16 protein-coding genes and 1 riboswitch are annotated in these 18,251 nt (G+C 70.7%); of the genes, 3 read left to right on the forward strand and 13 right to left on the reverse strand.

Annotated features, from left to right (window positions below):
* Positions 1–88: 88 nt before the first annotated feature.
* Together ABZZ17_RS38600 and ABZZ17_RS38605 are read right to left on the reverse strand one after the other, a co-directional pair.
* Positions 89–817: a CPBP family intramembrane glutamic endopeptidase gene (locus tag ABZZ17_RS38600; RefSeq protein ID WP_356883855.1), complete on the reverse strand. Its 729-nt coding sequence runs from the start codon at positions 815–817 to the stop codon at positions 89–91.
* Between the two features lie 206 nt (positions 818–1,023).
* Positions 1,024–2,559 (reverse strand): glutamate-cysteine ligase family protein, encoded by a 1,536-nt coding sequence (locus tag ABZZ17_RS38605; protein WP_356883835.1) that lies wholly within the window; start codon positions 2,557–2,559, stop codon positions 1,024–1,026.
* Positions 2,560–3,055: 496 nt separating this feature from the next.
* Here ABZZ17_RS38605 and ABZZ17_RS38610 point away from each other — a divergent pair, with 496 nt between their 5' ends.
* Together ABZZ17_RS38610 and ABZZ17_RS38615 are read left to right on the forward strand one after the other, a co-directional pair.
* Entirely contained in the window at positions 3,056–3,676 is a 621-nt protein-coding gene (locus tag ABZZ17_RS38610; protein ID WP_356883837.1) for a hypothetical protein, read from the forward strand.
* 270 nt (positions 3,677–3,946) lie between these two features.
* Positions 3,947–4,135 carry a DUF5999 family protein gene (locus tag ABZZ17_RS38615; RefSeq protein WP_007262885.1) on the forward strand — a complete coding sequence of 63 codons (189 nt, stop codon included), beginning with the start codon at positions 3,947–3,949 and terminating at the stop codon, positions 4,133–4,135.
* A gap of 95 nt (positions 4,136–4,230) precedes the next feature.
* On the opposite strand, the gene gcvP is transcribed toward ABZZ17_RS38615, so the two are convergent.
* Entirely contained in the window at positions 4,231–7,116 is a 2,886-nt protein-coding gene (gene gcvP / locus ABZZ17_RS38620) for an aminomethyl-transferring glycine dehydrogenase (protein ID WP_356883839.1), read from the reverse strand.
* Positions 7,117–7,311: 195 nt separating this feature from the next.
* A riboswitch (glycine riboswitch) is annotated at positions 7,312–7,410 on the reverse strand.
* A 114-nt stretch (positions 7,411–7,524) separates the two neighbouring features.
* Here gcvP and ABZZ17_RS38625 point away from each other — a divergent pair.
* Positions 7,525–7,920, forward strand: coding sequence for a PRC-barrel domain-containing protein (locus ABZZ17_RS38625; RefSeq protein WP_356883841.1), 396 nt, complete (start codon positions 7,525–7,527; stop codon positions 7,918–7,920).
* Between the two features lie 17 nt (positions 7,921–7,937).
* On the opposite strand, the gene ABZZ17_RS38630 is transcribed toward ABZZ17_RS38625, so the two are convergent.
* The 10 genes from ABZZ17_RS38630 to ABZZ17_RS38675 form a co-directional block, all read right to left on the reverse strand.
* Positions 7,938–9,419, reverse strand: coding sequence for a DNA polymerase IV (locus tag ABZZ17_RS38630; protein WP_356883843.1), 1,482 nt, complete (start codon positions 9,417–9,419; stop codon positions 7,938–7,940).
* A gap of 33 nt (positions 9,420–9,452) precedes the next feature.
* Complete coding sequence (locus ABZZ17_RS38635; RefSeq protein ID WP_356883845.1) at positions 9,453–10,091, reverse strand: MerR family transcriptional regulator; 639 nt, start codon at positions 10,089–10,091, stop codon at positions 9,453–9,455.
* Positions 10,092–10,296: 205 nt separating this feature from the next.
* Entirely contained in the window at positions 10,297–10,770 is a 474-nt protein-coding gene (locus ABZZ17_RS38640) for a bifunctional nuclease family protein (protein ID WP_007262890.1), read from the reverse strand.
* A 63-nt stretch (positions 10,771–10,833) separates the two neighbouring features.
* A complete protein-coding gene (locus ABZZ17_RS38645; protein WP_356883847.1) occupies positions 10,834–11,598 on the reverse strand; it encodes a MerR family transcriptional regulator in 765 nt (254 codons plus the stop codon).
* Positions 11,599–11,641: 43 nt separating this feature from the next.
* Positions 11,642–12,586, reverse strand: coding sequence for an FHA domain-containing protein (locus tag ABZZ17_RS38650; protein WP_356883857.1), 945 nt, complete (start codon positions 12,584–12,586; stop codon positions 11,642–11,644).
* A gap of 82 nt (positions 12,587–12,668) precedes the next feature.
* Positions 12,669–13,529 (reverse strand): DUF881 domain-containing protein, encoded by an 861-nt coding sequence (locus tag ABZZ17_RS38655; RefSeq protein ID WP_356883849.1) that lies wholly within the window; start codon positions 13,527–13,529, stop codon positions 12,669–12,671.
* A 5-nt stretch (positions 13,530–13,534) separates the two neighbouring features.
* Positions 13,535–13,867, reverse strand: coding sequence for a small basic family protein (locus tag ABZZ17_RS38660; RefSeq protein WP_281207173.1), 333 nt, complete (start codon positions 13,865–13,867; stop codon positions 13,535–13,537).
* Positions 13,864–14,766: a DUF881 domain-containing protein gene (locus ABZZ17_RS38665; RefSeq protein WP_356883851.1), complete on the reverse strand. Its 903-nt coding sequence runs from the start codon at positions 14,764–14,766 to the stop codon at positions 13,864–13,866. Before ABZZ17_RS38665 ends, ABZZ17_RS38660 begins: the two co-directional genes overlap by 4 nt.
* Before the next feature lie 112 nt (positions 14,767–14,878).
* Entirely contained in the window at positions 14,879–17,377 is a 2,499-nt protein-coding gene (locus ABZZ17_RS38670) for a mannose-1-phosphate guanyltransferase (protein WP_356883853.1), read from the reverse strand.
* Positions 17,378–17,478: 101 nt separating this feature from the next.
* Positions 17,479–18,069, reverse strand: a complete 591-nt coding sequence (locus ABZZ17_RS38675; protein WP_356883854.1) for a CDP-alcohol phosphatidyltransferase family protein — start codon at positions 18,067–18,069, stop codon at positions 17,479–17,481.
* Positions 18,070–18,251 lie beyond the last annotated feature (182 nt).

Genomic DNA, 18,251 nt, shown 5'->3' on the forward strand with positions numbered 1-18,251 from the left:
CCGCGTACTGGACGTACTTGGCTTTCGCCCGGTGCGGCGAGAGCGCGTGCCAGGCGTCGCGGGGCAGACGGGAGTTTGACGACAGGCCCTAGGGGGTGGGCAGCCAGTCCACTTCGCCCGCGAGCAGCGCGTACCCGCCGAAGGCCACGATGTCGAGCAGCGCGTGCGCGACGACGAGCGGCCCCACCCGGCCCCAGCGCTGGTAGGCCAGGACGAAGACCACGCCCATCACCACGTTGCCGATGAAGCCGCCGATGCCCTGGTAGAGGTGGTACGAGCCGCGCAGCACGGAGCTGGCGACCAGCGCGGCCATCGGCGACCAGCCCAGCTGATCGAGCCGGCGCAGCAGGTAGGCCAGCACGATGACCTCCTCGACCACGGAGTTCTGCACCGCGGAGAGGATCAGCACGGGGAACTTCCACCACACGTCGGGCAGCGCCTCGGGCACGACCGTGAGGTTGAAGCCGGTGGCGCGGGCACCCAGGTAGAAGGCGAGGCCCGCGCTGCCGATCCCGGCGGCCACGAGCGCGCCCCGGCCCAGGTCCTGCCACGGCCGGGTCAGGTCGAAGCCCAGCACCCGCAGCCCGGGCGCGCCCTCGCGGGTCAGCAGGTGGGCGACGAGCAGGACGGGGACCAGCGCCGTCGCGATGCCGAACAGCTGCCAGGCGAGGTCCAGCCAGGGCCGGCCGGGCGCGTACGAGCCGTTGAGCGTCGCGGCCTGGTCCTTCAGGCCGCCCGGCTTGGTGAGCGAGCCGATGAAGCTGATCAGCGCGGAGACCGCGCTCGCGCCCAGCGACAGGGCGAGCACGAGCAGCATCTCGGTGCGCAGGACACCGCGCCGTTTTTGCTCGTCCAGCTCCACGACCACCGGCTCCGGCTCCGTGCGCACGCCCGACTCCCGTCCCGCCACCGCTGCGGGCCATCCCGCCGCGACGTCCTGTTCGACCACCCCATACTGCCCCCTCGGGAGCCATGGGGGATCATCGCGGCGGGATCACGCGGCGGGATCACGGGACGGGCCGGTCAGCGGCCGACGGCCGTGGCGGCGTCCACCTCCCGTTCCGCGAGCCCGACGGGCCAGGTGTGCACGGGGTCGCCCCGGTGCATCAGCTCGCTGTACCGGCGGGTGGTGGCGGCCAGCGCGGCGTCCCGTTCCAGCCCGCCGGCGAGGGCCCGGTGGTAGGTGTCCACCTGCCAGGTCGCCCCGTTCACGCGCCGCCGGCACCGCTCCTCGATGATCCCCAGGTAGTGGTCCCGGTCCGCGGCCTCGATCCCCCAGGCGTCCAGCCCGGCCGCGGCCATCGGCAGCAGCTCGTCCAGCACCAGCCGCACCGCCGGTACGCTCACCAGTCCCCCGGCCCGCCCCCGCCGCGGCCAGCGCAGCCGGGCGTCGATCCCGTACCGGCAGGCGGCGTCGAAGTTGGCCTCCGCCTCCGCGAACGGCATCCGGGTCCACACCGGGCGCTGCTCGTCGGCGAGGGTGCGTACGAGCCCGTAGTAGAAGGCCGCGTTGGCGACGACGTCGGCGACGGTCGGCCCGGCCGGGAGCACCCGGTTCTCCACGCGCAGGTGCGGCACCCCGTCGGCGACCCCGTACACGGGCCGGTTCCAGCGGTAGACCGTGCCGTTGTGCAGGACCAGTTCCTGCAGGCTCGGCACCCCGCCGTCGGCCAGGACCCGCAGCGGCTCCTCCTCGTCGCAGATCGGCAGCAGCGCGGGGAAGTAGCGGACGTTCTCGGCGAACAGCTCGTACGCCGAGTCCACCCACCGCTCCCCGAACCAGGTGCGCGGCCGCACCCCCTGGGCCTGGAGCTCGGGCGGCCGGGTGTCGGTGGCCTGCGTGAACAGCGGCGGCCGCGACTCCCGCCACAGCTCGCGCCCGAACAGGAACGGCGAGTTGGCGCCCACCGCTATCTGTACGGCGGTCACCGCCTGGGCCGCGTTCCACACGTCCGCGAACCGCGCCGGAGTCACCTGGAGGTGCAGCTGTACGGAAGTACAGGCGGCCTCCGGCACGATCGACCCGGTGCTCCAGGTCAGCCGCTCCACCCCGTCGATGTCGAGGGTGAAGTCCTCCCCCCGCATCATCAGGATCTGCTCGTTCAGCAGCGAGTAGCGGTCCACCGCCGAGAGGTTGGCCGGTGCCAGGTCGGCGCGGGAGAGCGTCGGCAGGATCCCGATCATCACGACGCCCGCGTCGATCTCGGCGGCCTGCCGGTGGGCGTAGTGCAGCCCTGCGCTGAGCTCCTCCGCGAGCTGGTCGAAAACCCGGCCTTCGAGGCGGTGCGGAAGTACGTTGACCTCCAGGTTGAACATTCCGAGTTCGGTCTGGAAATCGGGGCTGGCAATCCGCTCCAGCACCTGGGCATTCACCATTCGCGGCAAACCGTCGGCACCCGCGAGATTCAATTCGATCTCCAGCCCCATCATGTTCTTGGGGCGATCGAACCTCTTCTCCGCCAGAAGCCGCTCCAGTCCCTCCAGGCACTCGTGAAGCTTCCTCCGATACCGTTGCCGATCGGACAGGTCGAATCCGCCTGCCACGACCTTCTCCCCCATCGAAGCGTCCCTCCCTCGAGCGGCCCGGCTTGTGCACCCGGGCGCGCGTGTACGGTCGATGATGCCCAGACGCCGTGATCGATAACGCCGGTATCGAGCCCTCTGACGGCAGCGCGCGCCGGTATGGCCGGAAGGGCGCTTCGGCACATTCACCTGGCAAGTCTTCGTATGCAAATTCCGCGTCGACTTTGCCGGTTCCGGATAGCCGATGCTTTCCAGCCGAGCCCCCTTCCGGTAGCCTCCGAGGTCAGCGCGGCACGTTCGCGCTCGCGCGGCATGAATGGCATCACAGTGGGACCGGTAAGCGACTTGTCGGCAATGGCCGGGACAGCTAGCCGAAACACTGCGTGAACACGTGTCGTATAAACTCCGCAAACGAGGCAGAGAGTTGGCGCGCGGTCATTGCCCCTCAGCCCCCCTCTGGCCCCAGAATGCGACAGCGCCGTCCCGCACCTTCCCCCGCACCACAGGTCTCCCAAGTGAGAGGCGACCCACCATGCCGCTGCATGTCCCTCCGGCTCCCGCGCCCGCCCTGCGCAGCGTCCTCGCGGCACTCGGTTCCCCCACCGCCGTCCACGAGGCGCACACTCCGGCCCTGCGCGCGGTCCAGGGCCCGCTGACCGCGGAACTCCCGCTCCCGGTCCACGTGCTCGACCGGCTCCACACCTCCAACCTCGCGGCCGGCGGAAGGCCCCCGCGCACCCGGCTCACCGCGTGGCGGTTCCTGATCCGCAGCGGCGACCGTTTCGTGGCCGCGGCCGACACCCGCCTCACCGCGGACGGCTGGACCTTCTCCCACTTCTTCGAGGGCCCCTACGTCGCGGCCACCGAACGCGCCCTGCGCCAGGCGGAGTCCCTCGGCCAGAGCTACCAGCCGCGCCTGCTGTCCGTCCCGGAGCTGTACATGCTGACCCTGTGGCTGCACGGCGCGGTCGGCGCCGATGCCGCGGCCGGTCTGCCGGCCGCCGCCGACCTGCTGGTTCCGCTGGCCCCGGCGCCGCCCGGGATCGCCGCGTACCGGCCGCACACCGTTTCCGAACTGCTGCCCGTGCTGACGCACCGGCTGACCCCCCAGGCACCTCCGGTACCGCCACCGGTCGCCGCCCCGGCGGCCTGAACCGATCCATCCGGATTGCCCATTCGGCCTAGTCCGCTCGGGCCACTAGCGAACCACCCGAAATGACAGGGGAGTTGACCTGAACCGCCCGCACGAGTGATGCGTCCTCAATCCATGAGGACAGCTGCGGGGAAATACCTGCGAAGCAGCCGTCCTGGGGGAAGACTGAGCCCATCCTCCCCGCAGGTGCGGGGACGACCCAGGGGGACGGCCATGAATCACGCATCGAGCCGTAGCGAACAGACCACACCGCAGCGAAAGAACGCATCCATGTGCCAGCACCAGCCTGCCTGCCCGTCATCAGAGTCCGCCGACCGGGAGGCCGCGCGCCCGGTGGCCAACCACCCGGAGCAGGGCTGGAGCCTGCTGTGCAACGGCGTCCTGCTCTTCGAGGACACCGGTGAACTCCTGCCGGACGGCCAGATCATCGCGCCGCACCGCCCGCTCGCGGCGGCCTGACCGACGAGGACGACGAAGGGGCCGGTCCCGGAGCTTTTGGCTCCGGGACCGGCCCCTTCCCACGCGTCAGCGTCCTGTCACCGCATCAGGCGGGATCAGTTGTCGTACTCGTCCAGCGGCGGGCAGGAGCACACCAGGTTCCGGTCGCCGAACGCGCCGTCGATCCGGCGCACCGGCGGCCAGTACTTCTCGGCGGCCGTGACCCCGCCCGGGAAGACGGCCTCGTCCCGGGTGTACGGGTGGTTCCACTCGCCGCCCAGCGCCGCGGCGGTGTGCGGGGCGTTGGCGAGGGGGTTGTCCTCCAGCGGCCACTCGCCGCCCGCGACCCGCTCGATCTCGCCGCGGATGGCGATCATCGCGTCGCAGAAGCGGTCGATCTCGGCGAGGTCCTCGGACTCCGTCGGCTCGATCATCAGCGTGCCGGCCACCGGGAAGGACATGGTCGGCGCGTGGAAGCCGTAGTCGATCAGACGCTTGGCGATGTCGTCGACGCTCACGCCCGTCGACTTCGACAGCGGGCGCAGGTCGATGATGCACTCGTGCGCGACCAGGCTGCCCGGGCCGGTGTAGAGCACCGGGTAGTGCGGCTCCAGACGCTTGGCGATGTAGTTCGCGCCGAGTACCGCCACCTGGGTGGCGCGCTTGAGGCCCTCACCACCCATCAGGCGTACGTACGACCAGGAGATCGGCAGGATGCCCGCCGAGCCCCACGGGGCGGCCGAGATCGGGCCCACGCCCGTCTCGGGACCGGCCGTCGGCTGGAGCGGGTGGTTCGGCAGGTAGGGGGCCAGGTGCGCCCGGACACCGACCGGGCCCACGCCCGGGCCGCCGCCGCCGTGCGGGATGCAGAAGGTCTTGTGCAGGTTCAGGTGCGAGACGTCGCCGCCGAAGTGACCCGGCTTGGCCAGACCCACCAGGGCGTTCAGGTTGGCGCCGTCCACGTAGACCTGGCCGCCGGCCTCGTGCACCTGGGCGCAGATGTCGGCGACGTGCTCCTCGAACACGCCGTGCGTCGACGGGTAGGTGATCATCAGCACGGCGAGCTCGTCGCGGTACTGCTCGATCTTGGCGCGCAGGTCGTCCGCGTCCACCTCGCCGTCGTCGGCGGTCTTGACGACGACGACCTTCATGCCGGCCATCACGGCGCTCGCCGCGTTGGTGCCGTGCGCGGAGGAGGGGATGAGGCAGACGGTGCGCTGCTCGTCACCGTTGGCGCGGTGGTAGGCGCGCACGGCCAGCAGGCCGGCGAGCTCGCCCTGGGAGCCGGCGTTCGGCTGGATGGAGACCTTGTCGTAGCCGGTGACCTCGCAGAGACGTTCCTCCAGCTCCGTGATGAGCGTGAGGTACCCCTCCGCCTGCGCGACCGGGGCGAACGGGTGCAGCTGGCCGAACTCGGGCCAGGTCACCGGTTCCATCTCGGTGGTGGCGTTGAGCTTCATCGTGCAGGAGCCCAGCGGGATCATGCCGCGGTCCAGCGCGTAGTCCTTGTCCGAGAGCTTGCGCAGGTAGCGCAGCATCGCGGTCTCGGAGCGGTGCTGGTGGAAGACCGGGTGCGTCAGGACCTCGTCCGAGCGCAGCAGGCCCTCGGGGAGGGTGTCGGCCGTGGTCGCGTCGAGGGCCTCCAGGTCGGCCGAGACGCCGAAGGCGGCCCAGACGGCGTCGACGTCGGCGCGCAGGGTGGTCTCGTCGCAGGAGAGGGAGACGTGGTCGGCGTCGACCTGGAACAGGTTGACCCCGCCCTCGCGGGCGGCGGCGACGACCTCGGTGGCCTTGCCGGGAACCCGGGCGGTGACCGTGTCGAAGTACGAGCCGTGCACGATCTCGACCCCGCCCGCCGTCAGGCCCGCGGCGATCAGGGTGGCGTAGCGGTGGGTGCGGCGGGCGATCGTCCGCAGGCCGTCGGGGCCGTGGTAGACGGCGTACATGCCGGCCATGACGGCGAGGAGCACCTGCGCCGTACAGATGTTGCTGGTGGCCTTCTCGCGGCGGATGTGCTGCTCGCGGGTCTGCAGCGCGAGGCGGTAGGCCTTGTTGCCGTCCGCGTCCAGGGAGACTCCGACGAGGCGGCCGGGCAGGGAGCGGGCGTGCTTGGCCTGGACGGCCATGTAACCGGCGTGCGGGCCGCCGAAGCCCATCGGAACGCCGAAGCGCTGGGTGGTGCCGACCGCGATGTCCGCGCCCAGCTCGCCCGGCGAGGTCAGCAGGGTCAGGGCGAGCAGGTCGGCCGAGACCGCGACGATCGCGCCGAGCCCGTGCGCCTGGTCGATGACCGGCTTGATGTCCCGTACGGCACCGGAGGCGCCCGGGTACTGGACGAGCACGCCGTAGATCCCGCGCTCGGCGATCTCGGCCGGGATGCCGGCGGACAGGTCGGCGACGACGACCTCGATGCCGATCGGCTCGGCGCGGGTCTCAATCACGGCGATCGTCTGCGGCAGCGCGTCGGCGTCCACGAGGAAGACGTTGCCCTTGGCCTTGCCGACCCGGCGGGCCAGCGTCATGGCCTCGGCGGCGGCCGTGCCCTCGTCGAGGAGGGAGGCGCCGGAGGTCGGCAGACCGGTCAGGTCGGCGACGACGGTCTGGAAGTTCAGCAGCGCCTCCAGGCGGCCCTGCGAGATCTCGGGCTGGTAGGGCGTGTACGCCGTGTACCAGGCCGGGTTCTCCATGACGTTGCGCAGGATCACCGGCGGGGTGAAGGTCCCGTAGTAGCCGAGACCGATCATCGAGGTCAGGACCTGGTTGCGGTCGGCGAGCGAACGCAGCTCGGCCAGCACCTCGGCCTCGGTCCGCGCCTCGGGCAGGTTCAGCGCCTCGGCGGTCTTGATCACATCCGGTACCGCGGCGGCGGTGAGCTCGTCCAGGGAGCCGTAGCCCACGTGGGCGAGCATCTTCGCCTGCGCCTCGGCATCCGGGCCGATGTGGCGCTGCTCGAAGGGGATGCCTCGCTCGAGCTGAGAGAGCGGAATGCGGTTGGCGGTCATTACGGAGGCCTCCTGGTCGTATGACCTGCGAGGGGCACCACGGCGCGGGCACCCGGACGGCCTCCCCCTCTGTCATCTCAACCTGAGAGCTTCACCGGGCCTCACAGGGGTCGCCCGTGGGGTCCGGCTTTCACCGTCGGTGAGGGGAGGAGCCGGCACTGCGTCCCGGCACCGCCCCTGCTTTCCAGAGTGGCCTCTTCACGTGCGGTACGTATGCCTGAGAGATTCCGGGGAGGATTTGCTCCTTCGGCGCCTCCGTCGAGCTCACTCGGAGGACTCTCCCGCACAGGGTCAACAGCCGTCACCCAGCCTACCAGCGAGGATCTGGACCCTCCCTCGAGTGGCCCCCTCCCCGGATATGCACTTTTGTAGTGATTACGGATGGAGTTGCGACCAAGTGGAGGGACCGTGCAGACCGACATCGATCCGCGCAGCCTGATCGGCCGCAAGGCATTCGACCGCAACGGCGCCAAGATCGGAACCGTGGACGAGGTCTACCTCGACGACGCCACGGGCGTTCCGGAATGGGCGGCCGTACGGACCGGGCTCTTCGGCCGGGACGCGTTCGTCCCCCTGGAGCCCAGCGAGGTGGTGGACGACGCCCTGCGCGTGCCGTTCGAGCGCTCCCTCATCAAGGACGCCCCCGACTTCGGGGTCGGCCGCCACCTCTCCCCCGAGCAGGAGCTCCAGCTGTACCACCACTACGGCCTGGACGTGGCCCTCCCGTCGGAGTTCCGCCACGCCCCGCCCCCGCCCGCCAAGAAGCGCCGCCGCGCCGCGGGCCGCCTGACCGGGCGCAGCTAGTCCTTCCGGCCGCGGCACTAGGGATCGGACGTTCCCACGAGGGGCAGCGGATCGGACGGCTCCAGCTCGGGGTCGTCCACCCGGAAGGTGCGGACCCGGCCGGGCGGGGATCCGGGCCGCTCGAACCGTACGGTCACCCGGCCCACCCCGCTGCCCTGGATCCAGCCGGGCCCGTACACCGCGTGCCGTACGTCGCTCCCGGCCGCCCAGTGCCGCGCGACGGCCGGCCCGTCCGCCCCGGGCTCCCTGGGCGCCCTGGGCGCCCCGGGCGCCTCCACGGCCTCTCCCGCCGCCTCCACGGCATCGGCAGCGGCACCGGCATCCGCAGCCCGCGACGTTTCGTCCGTCCCCTCCGCCCCGTCCGGCGCAACGGCCCCGCCCGTGTCACCGACCGTCGCCGCGACCCCCTCCGCCTCCGCCTCGGCGGCCAGTACCTGGGCGAAGAGGTCCTCCTGCGTGTAGTCCGCGAGGCCCGTCACGCCGACGCCGAGCAGCCGCACCCCGCCCGTGGTGTCCACGCCCTCCAGCAGCCGCGCGGCGGCCTCCCGCACCACCCCCGGATCGTCGGTGGGGCCCCGCAGGGTCTCGGAGCGGGTCAGCGTCGAGAAGTCGTAGCGCCGGACCTTCAGGACGATGGTCCGGCCCGAGTGTCCGGAGGCGCGCAGCCGCCCCACGCACCGGTCGGCGAGCCGCTGCACCTCGTAGCGGATCCGTACCCGGTCGTGCAGGTCCACGTCGAAGGTGTCCTCGACGGACACGGACTTCGCGTCGCGCTCGGCGACCACGGGCCGGTCGTCGAGGCCCAGCGCCATCCGGTAGAGCCCCGCCCCGTGCGCCTTGCCGACCATCCGGACCAGCTCGTCCTCACCGGCTTCGGCGAGTTCCCCCACGGTGGTGATCCCGGCCCGGCGCAGGTGTTCCCCGGTGGCCGGCCCGACCCCGGGCAGGGTCCGCACCGACATCGGCGCGAGCAGTTCCCGTTCGGTGCCCGGCTCGATGAGCAGCAGCCCGTCCGGCTTGGCCTCCTCGGAGGCCACCTTGGCGAGCATCTTCGACCCGGCCAGCCCCACCGAGCCGCTGAGCCCCGTGGCAGCCGTGATGTCGGCCCGCAGCCGCTCCCCGGCCGCCCTGGCACCGGGCGCGTCGAAGGCGGAGCCGCCCGCCTCCAGGTCGACGAAGGCCTCGTCCAGGCTGAGCGGCTCGACCAGCGGCGACAGCTCCCGCAGCAGGCCCATGACCAGCTCGCTGACCTCGCGGTAGAGGCTGAAGCGGGGGATCAGACAGGCCCCGTTCGGGCACAGCCGCCGGGCCTGGGCCATCGGCATCGCCGAGTGCACCCCGAAGCGGCGGGCTTCGTAGGAGGCGGTGGCGACCACCCCGCGCGGTCCGAGCCCGCCGACGATCACGGCCTTCCCGCGCAGGCTGGGCTTCGACGCCTGTTCCACCGAGGCGTAGAAGGCATCCATGTCCAGGTGCAGGATGGTCGGCGCGGCTCTCACAGCCCCGATGCTGCCCTACGGCACTGACATCGGTCAGACGGCCCGGTTCCGCCGTGCGGCGAGCTCATCGGCCGGATTGTGGCCGAGGAGGGTCTCGCCCGTGTCGATGCGCTCCCCGTGCAGCTGCGACAGGGCGTTCTCCACATCGCGCCAGACGACGCCGACCGCGATGCCGAAGACGCCCTGCCCGCCCTGGAGCAGGCTCACCACCTGGTCCGGCGAGGTGCACTCGTACACGGTCGCGCCGTCGCTCATCAGCGTCATGCGTTCGAGGTCGCGAAAACCCCGGTCACGGAGGTGCTGCACGGCGGCGCGGATGTTCTGCAGCGCCACCCCGGTGTCCAGGAAGCGCTTGACGATCTTGAGGACCACCACGTCGCGGAAGCTGTACAGCCGCTGCGTGCCGGACCCGTACGCGGGCCGGACGCTCGGCTCCACCAGCCCGGTCCGTGCCCAGTAGTCGAGCTGCCGGTACGTGATGCCGGCCGCGGCGCACGCCGTGGGGCCCCGGTAGCCGACCTGCTCGGGCGCCGGGTCGTCGCCCACCGGTCCGACCGGCGTGGACGCCGGCTGACGGTGCGCGGGCCCGGCCGCGCCGCCGTGCAGCGGGTACGACCCACCATCACTCCGTGCGGGGGTGCCCCCGGTCGTACCGTCGCCCGTGATCCTCACGCCGACCCTCCGTCCTTGACCTGCCCACCTTGAAGGTAGGCAGTGACCAGGGGTGCGTCAACGATCGCCACACTCGGCACGCCGAGTGATAATCACCCTGAGAGTGGTTTCCCGTACCCCATTGCGGGGAAAGGCTACTCGAATGGGCTGAAGGTTCCCGGTGGACGACGCGGCCCGCGTTTCGCCGTGCTCCCCGCTCCGCTCCTCACTGGGGGCCGGTACCGAAGTCCTCCGGCGAAATCTGGTCGAGGAACTCGCGGAACTTCTCCACCTCGTCCTCCTGCTCGTCGGGAATGGCGATTCCGGCGTCGTCGAGCACACCGTCACTGCCGTAGATCGGCGTCCCCGTCCGCAGGGCCAGCGCTATGGCATCGGAAGGCCTCGCGCTCACCTCGACCCCGCTGGCGAAGACCAGCTCCGCGTAGAAGACGCCCTCCCGCAGATCCGTGATCCGGACCTCGGTGAGCTCCTCACCGACCGCCTCCAGCACGTCCTTGAACAGGTCGTGCGTCAGCGGCCGGGCAGGGGCCATCCCCTGCTGTGCGAAGGCAATGGCGGTCGCCTCCCCAGGACCGATCCAGATGGGGAGGTACCGGTCGCCTCCCACTTCACGCAGGAGCACGATCGGCTGGTTGGAGGGCATTTCCACCCGGACACCCACAACGTCGAGCTCGTTCACACAGCAACCCTAGGACCTGCCCGGCCGGTTTGGGTAGTCGGGGCCGCACGCCGACCAGCGCCGTCAGCGCAACCGGACGCCGAGAGCGGTCTGCACGAGGGCCTCGTGCAGCCGTACGGAGAGTCCCGCGAGCTCCTTCAGCGTGGCCTCCGCGTGCGCCCTGGTCTGCGGGTTGCGGTGCCTGCGCAGCGGCGAGACGACCTGCTCCACCAGACCGGCCTCGCGGTCCGCGGCGGCCTTCATGGCCCGCAGGTGGCGCGGCTCCAGCCCGAACCGTCCGAGATCGGCGATCAGGCGGGCCACGGTGACGGTCTCCGCGTCGAACCCGCCGCCCGGCGCCTCGGAGATGAGCCCGTACGACTCCCATTCCACGAGCTGGACCTCGTCCGCCTCCGCGGCGGCGATCAGCTCGGCCCGCCCGACCCGGGGCACGGTCGGCCGCTCCCGGCCCACCTCGCCGTACACGGCGGACGGGCTCGCGGGATCGACGGACTCCCCGTGGGCGGTGGGTCCGGGGATGCGGATCTGCTCACCCCGGTCGAGGGCGTCGAGCTGCTCCCGGATGACCTTCAGCGGCAGGTAGTGGTCGCGCTGGAGGCGCAGGACGCGCCCGAGCCGTTCCACGTCCGCCGTGCTGAACTTGCGGTATCCGGAAGGTGTGCGCACGGGCTCCACGAGCCCCTCCGCCTCCAGGAAACGGATCTTCGAGATCGTGACTTCGGGGAACTCGTCGCGCAGCATGGTCAGCACCGTGCCGATGCTCACCAGCCGCCCGGCCTGGCCGGCGGTGCCGTTCTTCGGGGCACCGCCGGTGGGGGTACGCAGCATGGAACCTTCCCTGGGGTCCCCCCGGACCGGGTCCGGGGGAGGGTCAGATGCCCCGCAGGCTCGCGTAGAAGACCAGCCGGTACTTGCCGATCTGCACCTCGTCGCCGTTGTGCAGGGCGACCGAGTCGATCGGCTCGCGGTTCACGTACGTGCCGTTGAGGCTGCCCACGTCGGAGACGGTGAAGCCGCCTTCCTGGCCCCTGCGGAACTCGACATGGCGCCGGGAGACGGTGACGTCGTCCAGGAAGATGTCGCTCTGCGGGTGCCGGCCCGCCGTGGTCAGCTCGCCGTCGAGGAGGAAGCGGCTGCCCGAGTTGGGGCCGCGCCGGACGATCAGCAGGGCGGAACCCGGCGGCAGCGCTTCCACCGCGGCCTGGGCCTCGGGGGACAGCGAGGACGACGCGTGCGGCTGTCCCGACACCTCGGCCTCGTAGGCCTCGAGGCCCGAGATCGAGATCGTGGACGTGGTCTCCGAGGCACGCTCCGGCGTCAGGCCCGCCCGCAGCGGCGCCCCGCAGTTCGAGCAGAAGCGGCTGGCCGCATCGCTGCGGTGCCCACACCTGCTGCAAACCTGCTCGGCCGACATGGACGGCTCCTCGCGCCGCGGCTGCCCCGCGGAGGCATTGGTGGCATACGGGTCGGGCGCAAACCCTCCACCCGCACTTGAGGTTGATGGTTCACCGAAACCTATGCGTCCGGAACCGGCAGGGTCAACACTCGACGCGCCCTGCGCGCCCGAATTGTCACCCTGGCCGGCCACCTCGTCACGGAAGAGCGGCCGGTCGCCCTGCCCTTCCACCTCGCCGTGCCCAGCGCGGTGCCGTGCGGCACCGCCTTCCTCGCGGTTCTTCTTGCCGAACAACTTCTCAAACAACTTCACGGGCGATTCCCCTTGACCGAAACAGACCCGCCCGTGGGGCAGGACGAACTCTGCATGCACACACCTGCCGACCCGGACATTCTCACAACGTCCGTAACCACCAGACAGTTTCCACCACGCACCGCGACTTCGGTGCGTCGACCCCCCGCAGGCATCCGCCCGCGTGAGCCGGTCCACGTTCCGCCCGACATCACGGCGATGACGACCGAGCGTAGTCAGGCTGCTTCGCAGCCCGCAAGGCATCCACAACGATCTTCGCCGACCGTGTGACGGCGACCGTCGCCTGCTCCTTCTCCAGCGTCTGCACCACCCCACCGGGGATGTTGAGCGCCGGCTCCAGATCCTGCGGCCTTCCGATCACCTTGAACTCGTAGGGCTGTGTGATCTTCTTACCGTCGATCGCGACGCCGCCGCCCTCGTCCGAGAAGTACGAGCTCGCCACCACGCGCACACCGTTGATCTGGATCGCCTCGGCCCCGGCCGCCCGCAGCTCCTGCAGCGTGTCCAGGAGCTGGTCGGACTGCACCTGCCCCTGCGGATCGGTGATCCGCAGGGTGATGCCGGGTCCCTGCGCTGCCACCGTACCGGCGAGGATGCCCAGTTGGCGTTCCTTCTCCACGGTCTGCCTGCGCGCCTCTTCGGCCTGGTTGGAGCTGCTTTCCAGCTCCTTGCGCTGGTCGTCGAGCTTCTGCTTCTCGTCCTCCAGCCGCGTGGTCCGCCCGTCGAGCTCGTCGAGGATCCGTACGAGGTCCTCCTGACGGGCACCGCGCAGCGGGGCGCTGGAGTCGCTGTTCGACCGTACCTGAATCGCGAGGCCCAGCCCGAGGACGAACAGCAGCAACGCGACGATCAGTTGGGCCCGGCTCACGCGCGGCGGCCACAGCCCCGCCGCCAGGCGCTGCCGCCCGGTCTCCTCGGGGGCGGCCGCGGGACCTTCGGAAGGGCCCCGGGAGGGCCCTGGCGCGGCCTGCGCGGGCTGCTCGGCCTGCTCGCCCTTCGGGGGCCGCTCCGGCTCCCCGGACTCCCCCAGCGGAGCGTTCTCGCTGCTCATCGGCCTCACGCCCGGAAGACGTGCCGGCGGATGGCCGCGGCGTTGGAGAAGATGCGGATGCCGAGGACCACGACCACGCCCGTCGACAGCTGCGCGCCGACGCCCAGCTTGTCGCCGAGGAAGACGATCAGCGCGGCCACGACCACGTTGGACAGGAACGACACCACGAAGACCTTGTCCACGAAGATCCCGTCCAGCATCGCGCGCAGACCGCCGAACACCGCGTCGAGCGCGGCGACCACGGCGATCGGCAGATACGGCTCGACGACGGCCGGCACTTCGGGCCGGACCAGAAGTCCGACCACCACTCCGGCCACGAGGCCCAGTACCGCGATCACGATGCACCCTTCTTCGGCTCTTCTGCAGTGGCTGTGCGCACGGTCAGGCTCGACGCGGCCGGCACCCTCACCTCGTCCACGGCGGACAGGGTGTAGCGGATCCCGTAGCTCTCCTGCAGCACGTGCAGGTACTGGCCGTCCACGGAGTCCTGGAAGGTGGTCCCCAGCCGCTTCTTGTCCCCCACCGCGAGGATCTCGTAGGGCGGCACCAGCGGCTTGTTGTCGACCAGTATCGCGTCACCGGCCGCCCTGATCGCCGACAGGGCCGTCAGCCGCTGCCCGTTGATCGAGACGGCCTCCGCGCCGGCCTGCCACAGGCCGTTCACGATGCGCTGCATGTCCCGGTCGCGGACCCGGCCGGTGTCCGAGAAGCCCGCGCTCTCGCGCGGTCCGCCACCGCCGGCGGCGGCGCCCTTGGCGTCGTCCACCACCAGTTTGACGCCGGGACCACGGACTTCGGTTGCGCCCGACAGCAGGGCCACGAGCCTGCCCTGGTCCCCGCCGTGCTGCTTGAGCGCCTCGGCCTGCCGGTCGGCGACCTCGGTGCGCAGCCGCTCGATGTCGCGTTCCAGCCCGTTCGCGTGGCCGTCGGCCCGCTCGACGCGGTCGATCAGCTCCTCGCGCTCCTTGGCCAGGACCGGCGCCGCTATGCGTGCCTGTGCCGCACCCAGCGTGACGACCATGGCCGCGAGCACGAGCCCGGCGGCGAGCGCCAGCTTGGCCTTGAGGGTCCGCGGCAGCCCCGCCGTTCCGTCCGCCTGGCGCCGGGCCGTCGCTTCCGCGTAGCCCTCGTCGAGGCTGTGGTCCATGACGTGCGTCAGCAGCGACATGGAGGCGTCCGGGCGCGCGGGCGGCGTGGCCGAACTCCGGTCGTTGGGCGGCTGGGACATGCCGCACATCGTCGCATGTCGCCACCGCTCCCACCGAATGCGGCCGTCCGGCGGGCCGGTACGGACGACTGCCCGTACCGGCCCGCCGGACCCCTCTGCTACGCGGTGCCGCGTACCGCGCTCAGTGCTGCCCGGCCCCGTCCACGACCGCGCCCCACTCGTCGAGGAGCGCCTGCGCGGACGCGTCGTCGGGTCCTTCCGCCCACAGGTGGGTGACCGCTTCCGCCGGGTCCGGCAGGACCAGCGCCCACCGCCCGTCGGCCTCGACCACGCGCACCCCGTCGGTGGTGTCCACCTGCCGGTCTCCGGCCGCCTCCACGACCCGCCGCATGACGAGCCCCTTGACGGCCCACGGCGTCGGCACGTCCCGCTTGAGGACGTGCGCCCGCGGGATCCGGGCGTCGATCTGGCTCAGCGTGAGCTGGGTCCGCGCGACCAGCCCGATGAGCTGCACGAACGCCGCCGACCCGTCGAAGACGCTGCTGAACTCCGGGACGATGAACCCGCCCCGCCCGTCGCCGCCGAAGATGGTGCTCTCGGCCCGGCCCACGCGGGTCAGGTCGTCGGGCGAGGTCGTCGTCCACTCCACCTGCGTGCCGTGGTACGCCGCCACCTGCTCGGCGACGCGCGTGGTGGTCACGGGCAGCGCCACCTTGCCGCTGCGCTTCTCCGCGGCCACCAGGTCGAGCATGACGAGCAGCGCCCGGTCGTCCTCGATGATCCGCCCGCGCTCGTCGACCAGGGAGATCCGCTCGCCCACCGGGTCGAAGCGCACTCCGAAGGCCGCCCGGGCCGAGGCCACGATCTCCCCGAGCCGGACCAGTCCGGCCCGCCGGGACTCCCTGGTCTCCGTCGGCCGGGACTCGTCCAGTCCGGGATTGATCGTCAGCGCGTCGACCCCGAGCCGGCCCAGCAGGCTGGGCAGCACCAGACCGGCACTTCCGTTCGAGGCGTCGACGACGACCTTGAGGCCGGCGTCCGCGATCCCGGTGATGTCGACCCTGCGCAGCAGGGAGCCCGTGTACGAGTCGAAGACGCTCGACGGGAACTGCAGGTCGCCGATCTCTCCCGGGAAGGCACGCCGGTACTCCTGGCGCGCGTAGACCCGGTCCAGCTTGCGCTGGCCCGCCTGCGAGAGGTCCGCTCCCCGCTCGTCGAGGAACATGATGTCCACCGAGTCCGGCACCCCGGGCGAGGTTCGGATCATGATCCCGCCGGCGGCGCCGCGGGCCGTCTGCTGCCGGGCCACGGGCAGGGGTACGTTCTCCAGGTCCCGTACGTCGATGGCGCTGGCCTGGAGCGCCGAGATCACGGCCCGCTTCAGCGCTCTCGCGCCGCGGGAGTGGTCACGGGCCGTGGTGACGATGGCCCCCTTCTTGAGGGTCGTCGCGTAGGCACCGGCCAGTTTGACCACGAGCTCGGGGGTGATCTCCACGTTCAGGATCCCGGTGACGCCCCGGGCACCGAACAGGTGGGCCTGCCCGCGCGACTCCCAGATCACGGACGTGTTGACGAAGGCGCCGGCTTCGATCGTCTTGAACGGGTAGACGCGGACGTTGCCCTGGACAATGGATTCTTCACCGACGAGGCACTCGTCGCCGATGACGGCACCGTCCTCGATCCGCGCGGCCCGCATGATGTCGGTGTTCTTGCCGATGACGCAGCCGCGCAGGTTGCTGTGGGGGCCGATGTACACGTTGTCGTGGACGACGGCCTTGTGCAGGAAGGCCCCGCTCTTGACGACCACGTTCGACCCGATGACCGTGTGTTCCCGGATCTCCACTCCGGCTTCGACCTTGGCGTAGTCCCCGATGTACAGGGGTCCGCGCAGTACCGCGTCGGGGCTGACCTCGGCGCCTTCTGCGATCCATACCCCGGGGGAGATCTCGAAGCCCTCCATGTCGACCTGGACCTTGCCCTCGAGCACGTCGGCCTGCGCCTTGACGTAGCTCTCGTGGGTGCCGACGTCCTCCCAGTAGCCCTCGGCCACGTAGCCGTAGATCGGCCGGCCTTCCTTCATGAGCTGGGGGAAGACGTCACCGGACCAGTCGACGGACACGTCGGCTTCGACGTAGTCGAAGATCTCGGGTTCCATCACGTAGATGCCGGTGTTGATGGTGTCCGAGAACACCTGGCCCCACGTGGGCTTCTCCAGGAAGCGCTCGACCTTCCCTTCCTCGTCCACGATGGTGATGCCGAATTCCAGCGGATTCGGCACCCGCGTCAGGCACACCGTGACGAGTGCGCCCTTCTCCTTGTGGAAGTTGATGAGATCGGTGAGGTCGAAGTCGGTGAGCGCGTCGCCGGAGATGACGAGGAAGGTGTCGTCCTTCAACGCCTCTTCCGCGTTCTTCACGCTGCCGGCGGTCCCGAGTGGCTTCTCCTCGTTGGCATAGGTGAGCTCCATTCCGAGCTCCTCGCCGTCCCCGAAATAGTTCTTGACGAGCGACGCCAGGAACTGCACGGTGACGACGGTCTCACTGAGCCCATGCCGCTTGAGCAACCTGAGCACGTGCTCCATGATCGGCCGGTTGGCCACCGGCAGGAGCGGCTTGGGCATGCTTGAGGTCATGGGGCGAAGCCGCGTACCTTCGCCACCGGCCATCACGACGGCCTTCATGTCGGAAGAGTCCTCCTAGAGAGATGACGGTCTTGCCGACCTCACCCGTCTCGGACGGTGACTCCGCTACTCCTCCGCGTCAGTACCGGCGCCGAGTGAGCTCAATCGGCCGTGGTGTCCGCCTTCACGAGACGGCGGACTTGCACCACGTAAAGGATTCCTGCCCACCAATAGAGCGTTGTACCCCATCCCGCGAACGCCCATCCGAAAACGGACGCCGTCCAGGCCAGCCAGCCCGTGCCGTCGCTGAGCAGGAGAAGGGGGAACGCGTACATCAGGTTGAAGGTGGCGGCCTTGCCGAGGAAGTTCACCTGGGGCGGCGGATAGCCGTGCCGGCGCAGGATCCACACCATGACCAGCAGCATTGCCTCACGGGCGAGCAGGGCGGCGGTGAGCCAGAGGGGCAGGATCTCCCGCCAGGTGAGGCCGAACAGCGTGGTCAGGACGTAGAGGCGGTCCGCGGCGGGGTCCAGTAGCCGCCCCAGGTTGCTGATCTGATTCCAGCGCCGCGCGAGTTTCCCGTCGAGGTAGTCACTGATCCCGCTGAGCATGAGGACCGCGAGTGCCCACCCGTCGTACCCCGCCAGGATCAGCCAGAGGAAGAGCGGTACGCCTGCGAGCCGAGCCATGCTCAGGATGTTCGGAATGGTGAAAATTCGGTCAGTCTGGACCCGAGTCTCCTGGACCTCCACCCGGGGGCCTCCACTGTGACTGTAGAAAATGTCGAATCGATGCCCCCTGACCCTACAGGAGTCCCCGAGCCGGCCTGCCGGGCCCTGAACGCAGAAAAGCCCCGCACCATAAGGTGCGGGGCTTTCCCACAATGATTGTTCGGCGGCGTCCTACTCTCCCACAGGGTCCCCCCTGCAGTACC

The sequence above is a fragment of the Streptomyces sp. NPDC006512 genome, assembly GCF_040611935.1.
Taxonomy (GTDB): domain Bacteria; phylum Actinomycetota; class Actinomycetes; order Streptomycetales; family Streptomycetaceae; genus Streptomyces.

Coding starts and splice junctions, on each gene's coding strand:
- ABZZ17_RS38600 (WP_356883855.1), bottom strand. CDS start 817: ATGCTGCTCGTGCTCGCCCTGTCGCTGGGCGCGAGCGCGGTCTCCGCG.
- ABZZ17_RS38605 (WP_356883835.1), bottom strand. CDS start 2,559: ATGGGGGAGAAGGTCGTGGCAGGCGGATTCGACCTGTCCGATCGGCAA.
- ABZZ17_RS38610 (WP_356883837.1), top strand. CDS start 3,056: ATGCCGCTGCATGTCCCTCCGGCTCCCGCGCCCGCCCTGCGCAGCGTC.
- ABZZ17_RS38615 (WP_007262885.1), top strand. CDS start 3,947: ATGTGCCAGCACCAGCCTGCCTGCCCGTCATCAGAGTCCGCCGACCGG.
- gcvP (WP_356883839.1), bottom strand. CDS start 7,116: ATGACCGCCAACCGCATTCCGCTCTCTCAGCTCGAGCGAGGCATCCCC.
- ABZZ17_RS38645 (WP_356883847.1), bottom strand. CDS start 11,598: ATGCTGCGTACCCCCACCGGCGGTGCCCCGAAGAACGGCACCGCCGGC.
- ABZZ17_RS38655 (WP_356883849.1), bottom strand. CDS start 13,529: ATGAGCAGCGAGAACGCTCCGCTGGGGGAGTCCGGGGAGCCGGAGCGG.
- ABZZ17_RS38665 (WP_356883851.1), bottom strand. CDS start 14,766: ATGTGCGGCATGTCCCAGCCGCCCAACGACCGGAGTTCGGCCACGCCG.
- ABZZ17_RS38670 (WP_356883853.1), bottom strand. CDS start 17,377: ATGAAGGCCGTCGTGATGGCCGGTGGCGAAGGTACGCGGCTTCGCCCC.